The sequence below is a fragment of the Paenibacillus sp. 481 genome (genome assembly GCF_021223605.1).
Classification (GTDB): Bacteria; Bacillota; Bacilli; order Paenibacillales; family Paenibacillaceae; genus Paenibacillus_B.
The window spans coordinates 1112916-1130892 of record NZ_CP075175.1; the positions used below are offsets into that span (position 1 = coordinate 1112916).

General features: G+C 43.5%; 26 protein-coding genes and 1 pseudogene. 2 read left to right on the forward strand and 25 right to left on the reverse strand.

What is annotated here, in order from left to right:
- Window positions 1–231: 231 nt before the first annotated feature.
- Window positions 232–1356 carry a hypothetical protein gene (locus tag KIK04_RS04710; protein WP_232277157.1) on the forward strand — a complete coding sequence of 375 codons (1125 nt, stop codon included), beginning with the start codon at window positions 232–234 and terminating at the stop codon, window positions 1354–1356.
- Window positions 1357–1631: 275 nt separating this feature from the next.
- Here KIK04_RS04710 and KIK04_RS04715 read toward each other — a convergent pair.
- From KIK04_RS04715 to KIK04_RS04835, 25 genes and pseudogenes are all read right to left on the reverse strand, one after another.
- Window positions 1632–1721 (reverse strand): annotated as a pseudogene (locus KIK04_RS04715) (LuxR C-terminal-related transcriptional regulator); the annotation flags it as partial.
- Between the two features lie 28 nt (window positions 1722–1749).
- Window positions 1750–3324, reverse strand: coding sequence for a recombinase family protein (locus KIK04_RS04720; protein ID WP_232277158.1), 1575 nt, complete (start codon window positions 3322–3324; stop codon window positions 1750–1752).
- A 225-nt stretch (window positions 3325–3549) separates the two neighbouring features.
- Window positions 3550–3984, reverse strand: coding sequence for an ArpU family phage packaging/lysis transcriptional regulator (locus KIK04_RS04725; RefSeq protein ID WP_232277159.1), 435 nt, complete (start codon window positions 3982–3984; stop codon window positions 3550–3552).
- Between the two features lie 64 nt (window positions 3985–4048).
- Entirely contained in the window at window positions 4049–4609 is a 561-nt protein-coding gene (locus KIK04_RS04730; protein WP_232277160.1) for a hypothetical protein, read from the reverse strand.
- A complete protein-coding gene (locus tag KIK04_RS04735) occupies window positions 4610–4783 on the reverse strand; it encodes a DUF6877 family protein (RefSeq protein WP_442951136.1) in 174 nt (57 codons plus the stop codon). It lies immediately after the preceding gene.
- 25 nt (window positions 4784–4808) lie between these two features.
- A complete protein-coding gene (locus KIK04_RS04740; RefSeq protein ID WP_232277161.1) occupies window positions 4809–5288 on the reverse strand; it encodes a hypothetical protein in 480 nt (159 codons plus the stop codon).
- A gap of 9 nt (window positions 5289–5297) precedes the next feature.
- Window positions 5298–6107, reverse strand: a complete 810-nt coding sequence (locus KIK04_RS04745; RefSeq protein ID WP_232277162.1) for a DNA adenine methylase — start codon at window positions 6105–6107, stop codon at window positions 5298–5300.
- On the reverse strand, window positions 6070–6423 hold the full coding sequence (locus tag KIK04_RS04750) for an ArpU family phage packaging/lysis transcriptional regulator (RefSeq protein WP_232277163.1): 354 nt from the start codon (window positions 6421–6423) through the stop codon (window positions 6070–6072). Before KIK04_RS04750 ends, KIK04_RS04745 begins: the two co-directional genes overlap by 38 nt.
- Before the next feature lie 75 nt (window positions 6424–6498).
- Window positions 6499–7074: a hypothetical protein gene (locus KIK04_RS04755; RefSeq protein ID WP_232277164.1), complete on the reverse strand. Its 576-nt coding sequence runs from the start codon at window positions 7072–7074 to the stop codon at window positions 6499–6501.
- The gene (locus KIK04_RS04760) at window positions 7055–7309 is read right to left on the reverse strand and encodes a hypothetical protein (RefSeq protein ID WP_232277165.1); all 255 of its coding nucleotides are present in this window, start codon (window positions 7307–7309) and stop codon (window positions 7055–7057) included. The genes KIK04_RS04755 and KIK04_RS04760 overlap by 20 nt, the downstream gene beginning before the upstream one ends.
- A 37-nt stretch (window positions 7310–7346) precedes the next feature.
- A complete protein-coding gene (locus KIK04_RS04765; protein WP_232277166.1) occupies window positions 7347–7784 on the reverse strand; it encodes a hypothetical protein in 438 nt (145 codons plus the stop codon).
- A complete protein-coding gene (locus KIK04_RS04770; RefSeq protein ID WP_232277167.1) occupies window positions 7775–8179 on the reverse strand; it encodes a hypothetical protein in 405 nt (134 codons plus the stop codon). The genes KIK04_RS04765 and KIK04_RS04770 overlap by 10 nt, the downstream gene beginning before the upstream one ends.
- Window positions 8176–8844 carry a hypothetical protein gene (locus KIK04_RS04775; RefSeq protein ID WP_232277168.1) on the reverse strand — a complete coding sequence of 223 codons (669 nt, stop codon included), beginning with the start codon at window positions 8842–8844 and terminating at the stop codon, window positions 8176–8178. Before KIK04_RS04775 ends, KIK04_RS04770 begins: the two co-directional genes overlap by 4 nt.
- On the reverse strand, window positions 8841–9278 hold the full coding sequence (locus tag KIK04_RS04780) for a hypothetical protein (protein ID WP_232277169.1): 438 nt from the start codon (window positions 9276–9278) through the stop codon (window positions 8841–8843). Before KIK04_RS04780 ends, KIK04_RS04775 begins: the two co-directional genes overlap by 4 nt.
- Window positions 9268–9678, reverse strand: coding sequence for a hypothetical protein (locus tag KIK04_RS04785; protein WP_232277170.1), 411 nt, complete (start codon window positions 9676–9678; stop codon window positions 9268–9270). Before KIK04_RS04785 ends, KIK04_RS04780 begins: the two co-directional genes overlap by 11 nt.
- A 238-nt stretch (window positions 9679–9916) precedes the next feature.
- Window positions 9917–11242 (reverse strand): replicative DNA helicase, encoded by a 1326-nt coding sequence (locus tag KIK04_RS04790; protein WP_232277171.1) that lies wholly within the window; start codon window positions 11240–11242, stop codon window positions 9917–9919.
- Entirely contained in the window at window positions 11205–12032 is an 828-nt protein-coding gene (locus KIK04_RS04795) for a hypothetical protein (RefSeq protein ID WP_232277172.1), read from the reverse strand. The genes KIK04_RS04790 and KIK04_RS04795 overlap by 38 nt, the downstream gene beginning before the upstream one ends.
- Window positions 12033–12044: 12 nt before the next feature.
- Window positions 12045–12800 (reverse strand): MBL fold metallo-hydrolase, encoded by a 756-nt coding sequence (locus KIK04_RS04800; RefSeq protein WP_232277173.1) that lies wholly within the window; start codon window positions 12798–12800, stop codon window positions 12045–12047.
- Window positions 12797–13708: a RecT family recombinase gene (locus KIK04_RS04805; RefSeq protein ID WP_232277174.1), complete on the reverse strand. Its 912-nt coding sequence runs from the start codon at window positions 13706–13708 to the stop codon at window positions 12797–12799. The genes KIK04_RS04800 and KIK04_RS04805 overlap by 4 nt, the downstream gene beginning before the upstream one ends.
- 76 nt (window positions 13709–13784) lie before the next feature.
- Window positions 13785–14006: a hypothetical protein gene (locus tag KIK04_RS04810; RefSeq protein ID WP_232277175.1), complete on the reverse strand. Its 222-nt coding sequence runs from the start codon at window positions 14004–14006 to the stop codon at window positions 13785–13787.
- Window positions 14003–14203 carry a hypothetical protein gene (locus tag KIK04_RS04815; RefSeq protein WP_232277176.1) on the reverse strand — a complete coding sequence of 67 codons (201 nt, stop codon included), beginning with the start codon at window positions 14201–14203 and terminating at the stop codon, window positions 14003–14005. The genes KIK04_RS04810 and KIK04_RS04815 overlap by 4 nt, the downstream gene beginning before the upstream one ends.
- A gap of 4 nt (window positions 14204–14207) precedes the next feature.
- Complete coding sequence (locus KIK04_RS04820; RefSeq protein ID WP_232277177.1) at window positions 14208–14696, reverse strand: hypothetical protein; 489 nt, start codon at window positions 14694–14696, stop codon at window positions 14208–14210.
- Between the two features lie 2 nt (window positions 14697–14698).
- Window positions 14699–16201: an AAA family ATPase gene (locus KIK04_RS04825; RefSeq protein ID WP_232277178.1), complete on the reverse strand. Its 1503-nt coding sequence runs from the start codon at window positions 16199–16201 to the stop codon at window positions 14699–14701.
- Between the two features lie 2 nt (window positions 16202–16203).
- Window positions 16204–16455, reverse strand: a complete 252-nt coding sequence (locus KIK04_RS04830; RefSeq protein WP_232277179.1) for an AbrB/MazE/SpoVT family DNA-binding domain-containing protein — start codon at window positions 16453–16455, stop codon at window positions 16204–16206.
- A 112-nt stretch (window positions 16456–16567) separates the two neighbouring features.
- The gene (locus KIK04_RS04835) at window positions 16568–16843 is read right to left on the reverse strand and encodes a helix-turn-helix domain-containing protein (RefSeq protein ID WP_232277180.1); all 276 of its coding nucleotides are present in this window, start codon (window positions 16841–16843) and stop codon (window positions 16568–16570) included.
- A 207-nt stretch (window positions 16844–17050) separates the two neighbouring features.
- On the opposite strand from KIK04_RS04835, the gene KIK04_RS04840 reads away from it, so the two are divergent.
- Window positions 17051–17794 (forward strand): helix-turn-helix domain-containing protein, encoded by a 744-nt coding sequence (locus tag KIK04_RS04840; RefSeq protein WP_232277181.1) that lies wholly within the window; start codon window positions 17051–17053, stop codon window positions 17792–17794.
- Window positions 17795–17977 lie beyond the last annotated feature (183 nt).

The following is a 17977-nucleotide window of genomic DNA, read 5'->3' on the forward strand; positions in this document are numbered from 1 at the left end:
TAGGACATTTACTACCTACATGCTTATCATAAAAAGGCGCTACATAACCGCGATCAATCGGTAAAGTAGCGCCTTTTTTAGCTTGCTATCACTTTTTTATATTGCGTTCTTCCAATCTTGTCTCGATTACCGATTTGAAGTACCTTCTCATCAATCGTCAAGCAAATGATTATCGTATATACTTATTACTTTAATACATAATTTTATATCTAAAAGAAAGGAATGTATGGGTTGGAGTCATTAAACTGGATTAAAAATAAATATTTAGGTCTTATATCCTTCGTTGAAAGGCATAGCGATAAAATTCCTTTTAGTAAGTTTATAATTATGTACCTAAAAATCCCTTTCATGATTAGACTATTCTTTACTCTTCTTGTTTTAGGAATTTCTCACGGGATAACTTACACCATCGGTTTTATTATTTTACAGAGTAAAGCAAGAAATGAAGTGCTATCCTTAATAACGGCATTTCATAATCCAGTTCTTTTTATAGATAGGCTGTACTTTTATTACGCCTTCGTATACATATTTATAATGATAATAACTTTCCTCCCCCTTGTGATTTGTATACTTTTTGGTAAATTTTTCGTATCAAAATTAAATAAATCCATTTCGAATAAACTGGCTCGGTATACCGTATTCCTAATTAGTGGAACCTTGATGATTTGTGCTTCTTTTTTATTTTTTCAAGTTGCGCCTATGCTGCCATTTTTATTATTTTATGCATCTAAATACTCTTCGCTTTGGGATGTCTTTGTGAATTACATGATGTATTCCATAGAACTTCCATGGATTGCTCCTGTGTATGACTTAACCGATTTTCAGAAAGAAGTGTTTGTCTCTCTCCAATCTGGAAACTTGACCGCTATCATATTATTCATCTTATTTTTTTCATTTAAATATCTCTATAAAAGTCATCAAGAAGAACATCTCAATATACTAAAGTTAGCTTTATCCGAATTAGCTCTGATGAGATCGATTAATAACAAACTCGATATATTAAAAACAAGTTCACTAATCATGTTTCTTAGATTTAAAAAAATGATATCTGAAATATCATACACCCTATTTCTTTTATTTTTCATATTGGCTGTTACTACGATTTTTGTTACTCATACACCTTATCAATTAGGCAGCTTTGGTAAAAACCTTGCCCAATTCGATACTGATTATGTTACTGTAAACTACAATTTCAATGGACAAGTAAAAAAGATTGAAGGCATTCGAGTATATCAAGATAAAAATTATATGGTGATAAGAGATAATAAAAACGTGATACATCATATATATGCGGATCAAATTCATATGCAGACAGAACAGCTACAAAAATCTGCACAAGCTGCATCCGGCACGTGAGCTGTATGTATTCCACATCAGCCGAAGTGATGCAGAGGTGGTTGAAGAGTTCTTCTCAGGGGTAAGGCAACGGTCATGAAGATACAACTCCAACATTGCGTGCGCCCTCCTCCAAAAAAATAAAGCGTCCCACCTCCGCTACGTACACGGTTAGGCAGACGCTCAAATCTATCCGACGCAAGTTTGGCGTACTTGCTCACTCATCAAAGAACCTCCCTTTGCATACCACAAGGATATGATCCAGAAGGTTAAATGGTTAGGGTGATGGGCAATGGTCAGATTTTTAGTTCCCCAAGCTTGATTAGTTCGACAACCGCTTGTGAACGACCCTTAACGTTTAATTTTTGCATCACGTTTGAGATGTGTATTAAAGACATAACTATTTGGGCAGACCTATCCCAGCACAGTGTGAACATCAGCTTCCCCGTCGCCGCTAACCGTCACTTTTTCAATCAGCTTTGAAAGGATGACCCTTGCTCTTGTGACATCTTCAAAGTCCATTCGGCATAACTCATCAAGTGCATTTCGCACATCAGATAACAATTTATCTGCGTCTTTTTGCTTTGCCGCTGACTCCAGTATGTTCGCTTTTAGCGTCTCTAAGCTAATTATCTCGCGCTCATATATCTCACGCTCAAACTCATACTGTTCAGCGTTCATTTCCTCAAGAATGCGTTGCTTCCTAATTTCGAACAGCAACTTTCTGTTTGATACGAGGGTGTTTTCAATTCGCTTTAGTTCCTTATCTGATTCATTCTTTTTATATTCCACATTCTCTACAATAACTTGGGCAATCGCGGCGCTGTCTATCATTTTTCTAATCCGTTTAGTTATTCCATTGACAATTTCGTCTTGCAAATCGTAATAGGGAACCCATTTGTCGTTAGAACAAATTGCCCGCCCCATTCTTCGTCTGCCGCTGCACACTAAATAGTGATACTTAGCGATTTCACCCGTTTTCGCCAGTTTCTTCTTATGACCCATTATGACCATTGCATATCCGCACTCTTTGCAAAATATGCGTCTTGCAAAGACATTTACGAGTATGCGTCCACCACCACGTTTACCGCCACCACGCCTCGCCCTTGTATCCTGCGCCGCCTCGAAAATTTCAACTGGTATAATGGCAGGGTGCGTAGGTTCCTTAGAAACTTCCCATTCTTCCTCCAGCTTTTGAACCAGTTTCTTTCTCCTGTCATGTAAATTGCTTATATCGTCGTAAACCTCTTCATATTTCATTTTGTTGTGGACATTGTAACCCGTATAATTTCGATTTTTTAAGATTCCCTGAATTGTCGTAATGCCCCATAGTTTTCCTGTTGGGCTGGGTATTTTCAGTTCCTCATTAAGGTAAGCGACTATACACTTTTCGCCCATATTTTGATTCACATACAAGTCAAAGATTAATCTAACAATCTCTGCTTTATGCTCAACTATCTCTAACGTTTTGCGGCCATCGATTATTACTTTTCGGTATCCGAATGGAGCGATAGACCCTGTGAATCCTCCAGCCTTCGCCGCCTGGCGTTTACCACGTTTGGAACCAGTTGAGATACTTTCGCTTAATTTCTGGTTAACGGATGAGATAACCGTGAAGATCATCTCATTGTCCTCGATGCCCGAATCGTAAAAATCTTCGATTGAAATCACCCGAATGCCTAGGGCATTTACCAACGTCCGTTTCAGGGCAAGGGCATCGTAAGTATCACGACTAAAGCGAGAAAGAGAAGAAAAGAACAGGGTGTCAAATTCCCCGTTCTTAGCATCTCGGATGATATTCTGAACATCATCTCGTTCCATTATTGATGTCCCTGTAGCCCTATCCACGTATACATGATCTATCTCTTTTTCGAGCTTTACTGCATTTTCTCTAATTGAAGCTTCTTGGTGTTTCGGACTATCTTTTTGTGACCTTTTAAGCGTAGAGACACGCACATAACCCCTAGATCTCTTTTTTAATTTTATCATTGCAAACCACACCACCATTCATTATGTGGTTGCGGATGATTTCCCTAACATTTACAGTAGTGCTTGCCCCACTCCTTGTCAACGCGGAACAAACATTCGCCTGTAATAGATCCGCAACCACGCTTGCAGCATCACCTTCGGATCGGACAAAATTCACTTTGAGTTGTTGCTCCTTTTTCACGACTATCACCCATTAAAAGCCTATGCATGACTGCATGGCCATGTTTACTTTTCGACTGCAATATTAAGCATGAGTGCTAATTGATAAAAAGCATTTTTCCTGAGCTTCCCATATGTCCCTTTACTAATGGGCGGATTAAAAATCTGATTATACACCACATAATCGTACACATATGGCTCTTTCATGTACCGCTCTTCGATGAGCAGCTTCTCTTTTGGATGCAGCCTACGAACTGCACGCTCAATACGTTCGCAATATGATCGACGCTGCGCGGGCACATCAACATTGTGTATCGCAACATTGGCAGTTTGATCGGATGTCTGATTTGTTGGACCGTGGAAGCGCTCCGAATAACTTGCCGTAATGCTAGCCTCTTTCTCTTCGAAAGTAATTTTTTTAAAGAGCCGATATTTGTCCAAAGCAGCCTCTACAGCAGTTTGCGTCTTCTTACTATCCAGCTCAGGAAGTTCGAATTCCATCTGATCCACCTTATCACCTCACTGTATGTAATAGCCCCGGCGAACCGGGGCATGCTACATTGATTTAGAACGGCATCCGCTTATCGCCTTCGCCAAGTGGAGGAAGTCCGCCTTCGCTTGTTGGAACTTCTGGCTGCTCTTTTTGCTCGTCCTCTTTCTTAGAGCGCCCACGTTTTTTCCGTTCTTGAGTTATGTCAGCCACATTATCAGAAGATGATTCCGTTGATGGTTCCTGTTGTGGACCTTGCTCTTGCTCTTGCTCTTGCTCTTGCTCTGGCTCTGGCTCGGATTCTTCACTCTGTTTTCTGTCTGTATCTGCAACTGTTTCTGCAGCTTTATCTGTGTCCACTGCTGCAGTCACTTCATCGATGGTCACCTGAGCCGGTGGCACATCCACAGAGCCATCAGAGTTGACCTTGTATTGAATGCCTTCATGGTCGTTCTGTTCGTAATCATCAATTTCCATCTGACCACTTGCAAGTGAAACAAATACCTCGTTGCCTTTCAATTTATGAAGTTTCACAATTTGCTCGTCAGTCAGCTTTCCGCGAATCTCCAACTTTATGACGTCCTTCTTTGCCCCCGCATTGAAATCATTGAAATAAGCCTGAATTTGAGTTTTCATTTAAACCTCTCCCTTGTGGTTGTTATGGACAAATCTCTTAGCAAATCTAAGCTGCTGTTCAATGTAAGGATCTGTTTCCTTACCACCCGATGCCAACCAATCACCAATGCGCCGGTTAATATCCTCAAGTACATACCGAGGCAAAAACCGTGAAATCTTTGTTATTTCATGCAATGGATTAATGATTCTTCACTCTCCCCTATGGCGCTGTGTCAGTGATAATCATTTCATGTCTGAATAATCCTTCTTCGCCCGGCATCACTGGTGGCGGCATACGATCAGATGACAATTGGAGCAGCGATTTACCACTCTTGCTTCGGCCAGCCTTTTTAAATCCCGCAGCATGAAAGCATCCTCCATGCAGGTGTAACCCAACATATGTTATGATGCCATCCGCTGGCGGCAGCCCCCACATGTGCCGTGTGATTCCAAGCGCAAGTACAATTAAGTGGCTCGAGAGGAATGGCCCCTCGTTTCTAAACATTGTGCACTCCCATGCGTTCCAGCCGTCATCACGTATGCCTGACCAAGTTACCCATAGCGCCTGCTCGTCTTCTGTTAGCAGCACAAGATTATGACCTGGGCGGCAGAATTGCGGTGTGCCTGGCTTCTGTCGTGTATAGTGCCTATCTGCCAGTTTCAACGCTCTGTAATCAGATTTCTGTATTTGGGTCCACATCCGCGCCCCCTATATGTTCATTGCCAACTGACCTACCTGCTCAGCAGCAATTGGATTAATCCAAAGAACCTCTTCACGACTCGCTCCACCTTCGGCCTTCGCCCTCTTAGTCTCGCGTCTCCAATGAGACAATCGATCGTCATATAAATCATGAGCATATCCTGATAGAATTACCGGACCAGGATGATCATCCAGAGCGTCTAGCAGCTCCATATGGTCATCTTCTGTCATTTCAAATCTATAACTAGTAGTTGTTCTGGTTGATAGAATGTAAGGCGGATCGGCATAGATCATCACATTCGGGCGCCGATAACGCTGCAGCAACTCCAATGCTGGCTGATTTTCGATCTGAACTCCGATAAGACGTTCAGCCACCGCTGCAATTCTTTCCGGAAAACGAGCCCACTCTTTTCCTGGCAAAGGACCGTTTGTTTCTATCATGCTACGCCAACCGGTTCGATGAGACGTTTTCCCACCACGCCCCTGCCATAACCTAACAAGCAATCGGCGTGCGCGTTCTAATTCATTTTCTGGTGCTGCTGGTTCGTAGCTGAGATAGTATTCTTCTCGACTGTGTGGCGTACATCTGATTGCATAGGCTAGTTCGTCGGGCCTCTCTCGAATAACTCGGAATAGATTTACCACCTCGCCATCGAGATCGTTGACTGTCTCGAGCTTGCTTCGAACTTTAGAGAACAATACTGCTCCGGATCCAAAGAAAGGTTCAAGGTAAGTCGTATGTGCTGGCATGTGGCTAATTATCCAATCTGCCATACTCCACTTACTGCCTGGATAGTGCAGTATTCGAGGTATGCTCATGTTCCGTTCCTCCCAAATTGTGTTTACCGAATGCGTACATAAGCTTTTCAAAAGCAGCCTTGCGAATTGATGAATACGTGACCGCGCTGATCGGTGGATCGAACTTAGAGCTATACACTTGCGTGTCTGTGATCCTTTTCGACTTCATGTAGCGCTGCTCAATCAAAAATTGTTCATCGGGTTCGAGTTGCCCTACGATAGTTTCGATAAGGTTGAGAAAATGTGCTTCGGGCGTGCCTTCTAGGATGACCACTCTGTACAGCCGATACTTGTCGAACACCTGTTCAACAGCTAACTTGACTTGCTTATGTTCCATGTGATCACCCCAAATCAGGAACGTATGTTCCGTTTTAGGCGCGAGAGTATCCCGTCCCGCGCCTTTACGACTGGGCTATGCTCGTTTTTTCTTTTTTTCTGGATGCAAGATTGATTGAATGACTTCTAGTTGATACCGAGGATAAAAGTCTATGAGCGACAGCCCATTATTCACCTTGTGAACAGCTTCTGCGATCTTTGCTAGGACAAAGGCGTCGGCAATATTGTCACTCTTGGTTGAGAACCCCCAGTGCTGGAACACAGACTCAATAACAAGTTGTTTGACTGCTTTGTTGGATAGGCGCTGCTTGCTACCTTTTTGCCCCGACCATTGCGAAACGTTAACGAATTTCTTGAGCTGTGATGTTCCCACCTCGATATAGTGCAGCTCATGCCTATCCACTGCCATCCTAGCTGCCCATCCATTCCCGCTGGCAACTTTGTTTGTGTCGCGAGCGGCGAGCGCAAATCCTTCGATGCAAACTACGTCACCATTTTTTATTTTTTGAAATACTTCGTTGGCCAACATGCGAATGCGCCTAACGGATGTGGAACCTTCGCCCAATAGTTCTGCTGCCTTTAGTAATTCCCCGCTAGAATTTAATACTACAAGCCCTGTCTTTGTCGCTGGATCAATCCCCACATACCGCATCGTCCGTTTCCTCCTCTGCTGCAGCTCCGAACAATTTCGCGAACCGCACTTGCTTTGGGCCAATCTCCCATGTTCCTGCAACAATGCGACCATCTTCAACTTCTTTGGTAACTGGTTCCCCGCCCACTTTCAACAGCCGAGTTATGTGCCGTTTTAAGCTGCTGTAAACGATCCATTTATCCGTGACAGGATCGTAAACACATGTTGTTTCTTGCTCATCGCGTGGATATGCCACCCTTTCACCCCTGACATTGCTGATTTTTCGTGTGAATCTAGCATGTTTTCGGACGATAGGGCAGTGTATGAATAGATTCATTAAACATAGTCACGGAATTACCATAAACGATAGTTTGAGGTAGGTTTCCCGACAAGATTGCCCATCCACGTTCCTCGGCATATCGTTCCATCTTTTTCAGATGGTCCGTATTGGCTTTATAGAAGATATCGAATGCTACAGCATCAACAGACTGTCCAGCGAGAGTTTCCTTTGCTTGGCTGCGAATCAATCCCGCGAGCATCTGGCCTACGTCAATGTACTCAGCAAGCAACTTTCGAATATCGATTTTTCCAGCTTCGGCCTCCTCGCGTAGCTCGTCAATTTCTTCGTGAAGTTTGACGCGCTGTTCAGTCGGTCCGTACCCTTTCACTGGATAATCGATGACTGGTAATGCAATGACGAGGTATTTATTTTGCATGTTCTTCATCTCCATTCACTTTTTTGCCCCTGCAAGCTCAATATTGCAGCTATTGTCTGTTGCTGAGGCGTAGTTTGAAGCAAGCCAATCAACTCACTGTCCACCCAAACGTCAACCCGTTCATATCCATTTACGATCAAATTGAGGCTGTCCAAATAAACGGATGAATTGTGCATGATAGCCCTGGTTTGCATGGATAAGGAATCGTTAATATTCAGAGCAGGATGAAATATCATCCACGGTGGTTCTGTTCCGTTAAACATGATCTCGTTGGCAATTTTGTTTATTTCTTTGGAACTCATTTGTTTAAGCTGCTCCAATGTGTATGTCACTCGTGCCGCATTACCAGCAGCATTAAAAAGTTCCGTAGATCCTGGTAATGCGCAGTGGGCGTACACTGATTTGGTCATGACTCTCCCTCCCTGCCATTCAACCAATCACAATATGCCTGACAATCCTCAACGGTATTGAAAAACGTCCCGTATCTATCGAGCTTTGCAAATTCCATGTTGGAATCGTAGATCATATTTAAAGGTGTATTGAAACCATACTTCATCCCATCTTCATCATCAGTAGGAAGGTTATAGTACACTGTTAGCTTGTTCTCCCTGTTGTCGAGATGAAGTCTTACACAAATTAGCTCCTCGGGAACAAATATCGATTTTGTTGTATTGCAAGTGCACTTTTCTACTGCATCTTTTCCAAGTGGCGTTTTGTACGTAATCAGCCTATTTTCGTTGCACTTGTCGCATTTATCAGGTCTTATATATTTAACTTTGACCTGAAACATAGCAACTTTGAAATCTTCCATTAACACTCCTAACCGTTCTTTCCTAGCTTCACGAGCAGCCTCGTTTTTGGCATATTGCAAGCGAAGGATTTCTCGTTGATGCTCCGCCTTTATGTCAGCCCAATTTCTCTTTACTTGCTGTAACTCAGCATTCTCTTCCCGCAAACGGTTCATTTCAGCTTTAAATTCTTCTTTTACTGAATCAAGAAGCGATTGCTTGAACTTATCAACCATTTGCTCGAACTCATTTGGTTCGCAGTAAAAATCATCACCGTCGTAACTCATTTGCTTGTCCCCTCCCCGAATAGCCGCTTAACATCCCCGCAATCGCAGCGCCAGCATCCATCTGCCAACTTCTCGTGGTGCTCATGCCCTTCACACTTATCGCAAGCGAGTGCAACCTTAACTCCTTGCGGCAATTGAGAGAAGGGTATAGCATCGATGAGCATGCTCCCCCACGAAACGATAGGTTTCGTTTCCGCCTTCTGCGCTTTCGTGTCCCTTATGAAAGCTCTCAGTACGCCCATGTGACTATCTGGCACCGTAAGATGAGTTACCTCACTGTTTCGTGTGTATACTATCAACGGCTTTCTGCCTGACTTAGTAGCTCGGAGGACTTCATATTCACCCTTGTTTGGTACAACTGTCCAACCATCGGATACGAGCCACGCCATAAATGCAACCAGTTTTTCAGCGTGTAGCGTATTCCTATTTGCCATCGCCATGCTCTCCTTTCAAGCAGTCTATAGCAGCTTGCAGATCATCATGTAGGCTTAACATGGTGGCTTGAGGACACAACTCCATGTCACGGCCCTCCATTTCAGACACGGCAAGCATGTCATTGACATCCGTGAGAGCATTCGAAATTACGGTAAGTGCATCTTGCAGTTGGGCATTTAACTTGCCTGACAACACTTGAAAGTGATGCGCTCTTGCCTGCATTTCTTGGATATACCGTGACTGTATCCGTTTATCTACTTTCAGGCGTTCTACTTCTTCCCAAGCGATTTTTTCAGAGTTTGCAAGTTTCGTAATCAAAGCAACGTCATCAAGCTTCCATTCATGCTTCGATAGCAACTCGATAACTTTTGAACTTTCTTCCTTAGACAACCTTGTCACGATGGTCAATCTCCTTCCCTTGGGATAAGTCCGCACTCCTCGTAAACCGTACGCATGTGTGGGAAAAGCTGCGAATACTCCTGCGCATGATACTTTCTGACCTCCAAGCACAAAGCGTCGTAAAAAACCATGTATTCAGCGCGTTTCTCCGGTGTTGTGAGCGGATGATCTATCATCTCAGCTCCTTTGAGGATGCGTTCCATAACCGTCTGATATTGTTCTTCTGATTGGATTTGCATCAGTTCACCTTTTTCACGATTTCAACAAACCGTTGATACCACCAGTGGAATTCTAGTTTGAAACGATTAGCACCCACATTTCGACCTTTCGCGAAAATCGAATCTATAATTTTTTTAGTACGATCCGGTTGGTCATTATGATTGTGCCAAAGGAATTCCACGACGTCTGCATCTTGCTCAATGCTGCCGGATTCTTTCAAGTGCTTCAACTTTGGTTCCTCGTTATCCACGGAACGGTCAAGCTGTGATAACAGAACAAATATCAGCTTATTGCGGCGAGCAATGTGTTTTGCTGATTTTGTAACTTTACCTATTGCCTGAGCCCTCATCTCGTTCTTTCTTTGTGGAATATCCATAATTTGCAGATAGTCCACAATGACTGCCGCAACCTTACCATGACGCTTGCGAAACTGTTTAACAGTAGCCCTAATCTCATCAATTGTGACTCCCGCGCTGTCTTGGATGAATATTGGAAGCTTTTCAATTTCTTTATATGCGTTATTTATACGGGTCCATTCGGCTTCATTGAATCCTTCATCGCCGCCCTTGTTAATCAATCGTGGATAATTAACACCCGCTACCATTGAAACTATCCGGTCTTTGACTTCATTTTCGTCCATTTCTTGTGACCAAATTAGAACCGCACCAGGATTAGTGTTATGTTTAGCTATGCCGTATGCAAGCATTAGAGCTTTAGCTGTTTTACCCACACCTGGGCGACCTGCTAAGATATACAACCATCCACGCCACAATTGCGCCCACTCATCATATTGCTTGAAAAGCCCTGTTTTGAGCTTGGCGGCTTTTTCCTCAAGGTGCTTATAGTAATCTTCACGAGATTCGCGAAAGCTCCGCATCTTGTTTAGTGTAGTAGGTCGAAGTTCCAACACTTCGTCCTCAACAGCAGACAAAAATTCCTCATCCGTCTCGAAGTCATCGCCTGCCATGTCAATTAGCTTTTGCCCGTACTCTGTCGCTCGACGGCGGATAGCTTTGGACCTAACAATCGAAGCATAATACTCAATGTTGGCTGCTGTGGGCGCAGAATTAGACAGCCTGCTTAAGTACGAGACGCTACCCATATCATTCAACCTATTATGCTTTTGAAACTCTGCTGTAATCGTGACAATATCAATCGGCACATCCCGACTAGCAAGATGCTGCATCACCTGAAATATGAGGCGGTGCTGCTCGGAAGCAAAATCTCTCGGAGCTAGGAACATGACGTCATTGATGGTGCTTGGAGCCAAGAAGATTGATCCGAGTACCGCCTGTTCCGCTTCAAGGTCACGAAGTGTCGTCATATCTAAAACCTGCGGGGTCATTTCCTTCCGTCACCCACTTTCTAAATTCATCTTCATAGTTCTGTTGCTGCTGACGTTCTTCCGTGGAAAGAGTCTGAGGTGCTGTCCCTACCTTGCCGCTAGCTTTCATAGCAAGCACAAGCTTTGGAAACTGTTTACGAAATGTCTTAGCTGAAAGTACATTCCGCGCCCAAAATTCGTGCGTTACCACCCAGTTCATCACATCTAAAATGAGCTGTTTGTCTTGTATACCGTCCCGCTCAACGAGCAACTGGAAATCCTTTGCCCATGACTGCATATTTGCATTTTTCGTCAAGTTTTTAAGACCATTGTCTGATGCCATAACGTCCACTTTTCTGCGAAAGTAAACAGCCATCTTGTAGTAGGTGTCGTCTTCCTGATACTGCGGCTTCTTCTTGGGATCACCTTTACGCGCTGGTTGTGACGGTGGAGCCGGTTCACTGTCTTCGTCTTGGTATTCATGCCAATTAGCGATTGTAATTACACTATGACTACGGAATGAATGGATAATAACCATTTCCTCACGTTCGAGCATTTGTAGCATACGCCAAATGGTTGCATCACTACGTTGATCCTTTTTAGATACACCATCGTTAAAATCATCAGCCAACGATTTTCGACCTGTTACAAACTGTCCTGCTTGCAAAGGGGTTGCCTGGTTCCCGATAATTTGTCGGAAAGGCTTGTGAGCGGCTTTTAACAAACAGAGCATCCACAACTTCAGGTAGAATGGATCTTTAAACATCTCGTTGTCTGCTATCTTCCGATGTATCTTGATCCAACCCCGCACCGCTCACACCTCCTATACCACGTGTAGATGATAATGCGTCCCTTCGTGAAATCCCTTTGCCCGCAGCGCTTTTTTAACCGTCATCTCCGCAAGCGCAGGCATATTATTCTTGCTGCTCATATGCGTGAGATAAATCCGCTCCCCTTTACCTTTTACTAGTTTCGAAAGTGCAGCACCCGCAGCTTCATTTGATAGATGACCAATGTCAGACAAGATGCGAGACTTGGTAACTTCCGTGTAGTCGCCGTCTACGACCATGTCCACGTCGTGATTGCACTCGAAGATATAAACGTCGCTGTGGCTCATGGCTCGCAGCATATCCCCAGTAACCGTACCTGTATCCATCAAAATGCTGACTTTCATCCCTTTCTTATCCTGAACGGTATAACCATATGGGTCATAAGCATCATGTGATACGCGAAACGGCATGACTTTGATGACCGAATCCTCAAAAGCATTGAACATCACTACGCCATCGTGACAAAGCTTCTCTGCCGTTTCGACCGATCCAATAGCTTTAAGCGTGCCCTCACTGCCGCGAACAGGAATCTTGTATTTTTTCGCAAAGCTGATGCCTTGAATATGATCGCCGTGCTCATGAGTTAGAAAAATTGCAGTTATCTTTGAAGGATCAATATCATTCTGCAACATGATCTTCTCTACTTTGGTCTTTGGCAATCCAATGTCGATCAGAATGTTGACCTCGCCATTCCCGATCCAAATGCAATTACCTTTCGATCCCGATGCCAGCACCTTAACCTGAATCATTCAAGTGGACCCAGCCCGCCAGCTACGCCAGCAATGGCCTGCTTTTCTTCAATCTCCATATGCATCATCTTGAGCAAGCCTTTCAACTCTTGCAGAGTTGGCTTGTCGCCTTTTTGCTTCATCCGAGTTGCGGTGTATTCGCTCATTGCGTGCTCATTCCTGATTCCAAGTTGAGAGAATGCTGCAGCAATTTGCTCCCTTACAATTTTCATTTCATCTTTAGGTTGTTCAGCTTGCTTAGGTTTTTCCAGTTGTGGTTGCTGTGATTCTGAGGTAATGTCACGGCGTGTTGGTTGCTCGTATGATTGCATGTTGTCAATAGAGTTAGGTTGTGCGTACTCATCCTCGGCAATTTCGATGCCAAACTGACGCTTGAATGCCCGCTTTATAGCATGCTTAACGATCATGTCGTCATAGTAGTCCCTCCACATTTGGGCATTACGGCCTTTTAACAGATGGTCTACCTGATCCGCAGTAATGATAACTGCTATATTTGGAGCACCATCGCGATAGGCCACACAATATGCTCCGATAGTCTTGCCACGCACCATGCTCTTGATCCGATGAATTGGCTCACCAGTCACAACATTAATCTCAAACTCATCATTTTCCTTAACTTCTGATGCAATGAAGCCTTTGTAATGCTCATGCCGTTTTGCAAGTGCAACAATACCCTCAACGGCAATTTGGATGCTCATGACCGGACCATGCTTACCGTCGTAAACAATGCAATAGATTTGATTCAAAAATGGATTGAGGCCTGAGCGAGCACATGTCTGTACGAAGAGTGCAAACTGCTCGTTTGATGTGCCTTTTGCGATAGTAGCTTTCAGCGTATCAAGTTCAGTTTGCGAAAAACTGTTAACAACAGATTGAGTATTAGTTGCTTGAACGATTGAATTACTCATGAATTATTCCCCCATTGGTAATGTTCGTTGTGTATTTGTATAGCGATGGACCAGGTGAAGGGTATGATGTACAACCTTACTCACCAGTAACTTGCAGTAAGTGTGGGGCCGCCAGTTCATTTAATGCATTTCGAAGATTGAGAGCTTCACACGCGGTAAGTCTAATAACGTGCATGTCATCGAAGAATGGAAAAGAGATTTCAATGTGCTCTGCATGACCTGTTCTGCGCAGTACAATGCATTCATTTTGCTCATCCACAGCTATGAATCCATGCTTGAACGCAACAAGCTTCATCATATGCGAACCCCCGAATCAAACTCCCCAAGCCCTTCCCTTACCTGATCGCGGCAGTATTGGCGACCCTTAACTGCTACCTCATCTGCTGACTCACCATCTTCAACCGCCATTGTTACAGTCGCTTCCACCTTTAGTGACTGGAAGTTTCCGAGGTTCTTCGTGAAAGTGTAACCTACCGTTACCTCTTTGATTTTCATAGAGCTAGACCTCCTGTTGTAAATATGGGATGCTGTTCAGCAGCGTTTTACACTTTGCAAGCTCCTGGCGCTCGATACCAACAACAATTGAATCGATCCTCCCCGCTTGCTGCAACTTAATGCGATAAGCTGCCGGAACTCTACGATCGCGCCAGAGGTTGTTAGTTACCATAACCTTGCGAATCTCTCCGTATTTCTTTGTGATTAAAAACCAGCATCCGCCGAATCCAAGGGAGTCTTTTTTCGGATCTTCGATTATTGGACCATCAAAGTAATAGATATTGTTATCTGTGATAAGCGCCTCACAAGGAAGGCCGTAACCTTTGTTAATTGCAATTGCTTCATCTTTTGCCGCGTTTATAATGCTTTCAAAGAATTCTTCACAGTTGATGCAGACATAGTCACCATGCTTCGCTTCTTGTTGTTTGATTTCTAATAGTGAAGCCGAGCCTTTTCCCCATCCGCAAGCAACGCAGTATGTTAAATTATCCATCACTACACCTCCGTAACAGTGAATGGCGTGTCCGCAACTCGACACTCAATTAGTTGACCATCCGGCGCTTGATACTTGATAATTGACTCAGCGTTATCCACAAAGACTGGTGCTGCAACACCACTTTGTTCCGATAGCACACTGATAAGCTCAAGCCCTGCAAGGATCTTCTCAGCAGTAGACAACTTCCTGTAGGGCTTGCCATTCACCTCAACTTCGAAAAATGGTTTCTGCTCCCCATCTCCCTTGTTTTCAGCGAACAATTTCAATGTGAGTGTTTCGAATAAGCCGCCCACTTTTTCAGCCATCAACTCCGCTTCCTTGGCTTTGAATGCTTTGATAGAGTCAAGGATAAACACTGATTCTGTGTAACTTTCATGTATGTCGCGCTCGTTCTGTTTGGCTTCCTCAATTGCTAAAGCCAGTCGGTCCTGTGATTCGATTGTTTTCAGTTGCGACTCAATATCAGATTTTTGTTGGAATAGGGCTTGTGCATCATCTATCTCTACAATCTCTAAGCCTGTAAGCTCTTTTTCCATCCTGCTGTATTGATCCGATAGCACTTGATACCTAGATTTAATTTCGTCCAACTGCTTCTCCTTGTTATCTATCACAACTGCTGCAGCGTCATCAGTCAGCTTTTGACCACACATGGTACATTCATTTTCAACTGGAATTGAATGGATTTGTTTATACTCAGCTCGAATCTTGTTGGCTCCATCCTTAGTGACCTGCAGCTGAACTTTTAACTTTTCAATCTTGGCATTATGCGCCCGTGCCTCACCTTGCTTCTCCTTAAAATCGTCGAGTTTCTTGTTGATTTCGCATAGTTTTTGAGTGAGTGACTCAGCATCAATATCATTGGTATCTGGCGCTGACTCAAGTTGTTCAATTAGCGTTTTAGTTCGGCTTTTTGCAGCAATCAATGCTTTGTCCTGCTTGCGCTTGTTATCTGCATGCTGCGCTTGCAAGTCCTCCAAAGACTTCTTCTTGACCTGTTCCGCTAACTTTTCTGCCTGCGGAGCTGGCAATTGAGCGAACACCTCTTTGTTTGCAGGTGGCAATACATATCGCAGCAGCTGCGCTCTTTGTTCTTCCCAGTGTTGAGTAAAGAAAAATGAAGGAGTGAATAATGACATGAATAATTGCTTATCAAATAGCTGGCTAACAATTTCCTCAAACTCCTTAGCCTTCTTTGGCACCTCATTTATGTAAAACTTAGCTGCCTTGCCTACTGGAAGTGTGCGCCCCAGCAGCACCTGTTTGTCATCGACGGTGAGAAGCAATTCGGCTTCAACTTGTTCAAAATCATATGTCGTCGGGGACGGGTCTGACTTGCTACCAAGCGAATCAACCCCGAACAACACCCATGCGATTGCTTCCCCGATAGAGGATTTACCCGCTCCATTAGTACCGCTTATACGAGTAACGTCTGTGAAGTTTACTTTCAGGTTCCCGTGATTCTTGAACGATGCAAGTTTGAGTTCCAAGAACTTGATTTGCACGACTATTCACCTCCATTCAAAATACGTACCTTACAATGCGAGCAAATTTTCTTTCCCTTAAAATCGAGTAATCGATCCAAGCTGTCGCAGAAAGTGCAACCAGGTGCATACTTACGGAGTGTCACGCTAACGTTATCTGATGTGATAACCACTGGATCACCTTTCCCCATATGCAACATCTGACGCATTTCCGCCGGAATGACAATCCGTCCTAACTCATCAATGTTACGAACAATTCCTACTGCAATGCTCATCTCACCAACCTCCATCCAGCCAAATTGTGAAGCCACTACCGAGTAACATTCCAACAATGAGCGTAAGAGCAAGTCGTACATATTCTTGGGTTTCCTTGTAGGTCACGCTTAGTCACCCCGCTTCCTTTTTTGTGCCTTTTGGCACATTCGAATCATACGAGATGAATTCAAATATCCTACGTCCGAAATATCCCACCAATCCGCCCCATACTCTCCCGCCCGCTGGGCGTTGATTGCTAAGCACACGAGATAAGTTAGAATGAGAAACCCCGATGCTGTGCGCCATGTCAGAAATGCTTAATTGCTCCATCTCCAAGTAGCTTTTGAGCTTGTCTGTGTCAATTGCTGCTACTTTCAATTTGTTCACCCCGCATTCATTTTGTGTCATTTGGCACATTTAAAGCATAAACTGATTGTGCCAAAAAGCAAAACCTCGAATTCGATCAAATACCGCCAAAAGCGAACGTATTTTCTCGTTTATGTCATTTGGCACAACTTTCCCTTAGTTTTACTTTGCATTTTGGCACAATTGATAGTATAATCAATGTGTCATTAGGCACAAGGTTTAATGATAAATTGAGGATGGGTGATTGAAATGAGTGAATTCGGGAAATTTTTAAAAGAAAGTCGCGAGGCAAAGGGTTTGAGTTTAACTGATCTTGGAGAGCAAGTAGGCATCAACCACTCACATTTATCGCGCATAGAAAATGGTGTACGCCCCGCTCCCAAAACTCCAACACTTGTAAAACTCGCTAACGCTTTGAACATACCTTTACCCTTACTTTTAGAAAAAGCCAACGTGAATATAGACAACGAGCAAGCAGAACAACTGGGACAAATACATTCGGATAGTAATGGTGTGGTTGAACGAATACTGGATTTGTTGAAGAAGTTCGTGAACGATGAGGGGTTCTTTCTCAGCAAGTATCATGCGGAAGTTTTCAATATATTTGGCGGGAAAATTGTTTCCGAAGACGGCCAACTTGGTTTCAACAAATGGTATGGCACCTTCTTGCAGACTGGAGAAGACGACCGATCAAAAGCAGATGAAGAGTATGCGTATTCAGAATTTAATAAGTTTTACAACTATCGGACTATAAAAAATGATATTACAAATTACAACTCAACTGACTCGAATGAAAAATTTTTACATGAGCTACAAACGCTAATAAAAAACTCCGACCCGTATCAAAACGAGAAGGAGTTAGTATCAAATATTGAATTATCAGATGAAGAACTTCTTAACCGGTTCTCGTTTTCTTTTGAAGGGAAACCACTTTCTGAGAAGGAAATAAAACGCCTACTTGCTTATATTCGTGTGGAACACTCTCTTGATTAATAACATCCTTGAGCTTACTTATATCAACATTTAAGACATCGGCTAATTTAGCTAGGTCTATCGTTTTCTGTTCGATGACAGTCACCCCTAGAATGTTTATGTCGATTCATAATTGGAAATAGTGCGCAAGTCTCTAAGATGAAAGCGTATATGCACCGTGGTGTAGTCTCTAGGTGAGGTTAA